Raw genomic sequence first — 1,261 nt, forward strand, 5'->3', positions numbered from 1 at the left:
TTCGCCCTCGCCTTCTGGGTCACCATGGCCGGCACCACCGTCCCGACCCCGCTCTACCCCCTCTACCAGCACGCCTTCGGCTTCTCGACGTTCACCGTGACGGTGATCTTCGCCGTCTACGCGCTCGGTGTCGTCGCCGGACTGCTCGCCCTCGGCCGGCTCTCCGACCAGATCGGCAGCCGGCCGGTCCTGCTGACGGCCCTGCTGCTCGCCGCGGCCGCCGCCGGGCTCTTCGAGGCCGCCGACTCGCTGCCCTGGCTGCTCGCCGCCCGCGTCCTGTCGGGCTTCGGCGCCGCCCTGGTCACCGGCGCCGCGACCGCCGCCCTGCTCGACCTCGCCCCGCCGGAGCGCCGGCTGCGCGCCCAGACCCTGGCGCTCGCCGCCAACATGGGCGGCCTGGCCGGTGGCACCCTGCTCGCCGGCGTCCTCGCCGAGTGGGCCGGCTCGCCGCTTCGGCTGCCCTGGACGGTGACCCTCGTCCTCACCGGCGCCGCCCTGCTCGGCCTGCTCGCCGTCCCCGAGACGGTGCCCGCCGAGGTGCGCGCCGCCTCCCGGTTCCGGCTGCGCCTCCAGCCGCTGCGCGTCCCGGCGGGGATCCGCCCGGCCTTCCTGCGCGCCGCGCTCGCGGGCGGCGCCGGATTCGCCGTCATCGGCGTGCTGACGGCCGTCAGCGGACTCTTCCTCGCGACCGTGCTCGGCCTGCGCCACCACGCGCTGACCGGATTCGTCGTCGCCCTGGCGTTCCTGTTCACCGCCGTCGGACAGCTCCTGGTCCGGGTGCTGCCGCCCGCCCGGGCGCTCCCGCTGGCCTGCGCCGGTCTGGTGCTGGCCGCCGCGCTCATCGCCTTCGCGCTGCTCGGCGCGACGCTGCCGCCGCTGCTGCTCGGCGCCTGCGTCAACGGGCTCGCCACCGGCACCGCCATCGGCACCGGGCTGGGCACCATCAACGGCGGGGTGGCGCCGCAGCAGCGCGGCGAAACGGTCTCCGCCTTCTTCGCGGTGCTGTTCACCATGCTCTCGCTGCCGGTGATCGGCGTCGGCGTGCTCGTCCGGGCGACCGACCTGCGGACCGGCGGGGTCGTCTTCAGCGCCGCGGTGGCCCTGCTGGCGCTGGCGATCGCGGCCGGGCTGGTCCGGCGGCCGGGCGGCGCGGGACGGGTTCCCGCCGCGCGTCCCGAGGAGGCGTGAGAGGATGTCCGCGACCATCGCCACCGGCCCGCAGCGGCCCCCGGCGCGCCCACACCGCCCGGCATTCGGGACT

At 77.0% G+C, this 1,261-nt stretch carries 1 protein-coding gene; it reads left to right on the top strand.

Going from position 1 to position 1,261, the window contains the following annotated elements; all coding sequences use genetic code 11:
* The coding region (locus tag ABD308_RS02970; protein ID WP_344325044.1) for an MFS transporter at positions 1-1,188 on the top strand (1,188 nt) is incomplete at its 5' end.
* Positions 1,189-1,261: the final 73 nt, after the last annotated feature.

The sequence above is a fragment of the Kitasatospora putterlickiae genome (assembly GCF_039527695.1).
GTDB classification, from domain to species: Bacteria; Actinomycetota; Actinomycetes; order Streptomycetales; family Streptomycetaceae; genus Kitasatospora; species Kitasatospora putterlickiae.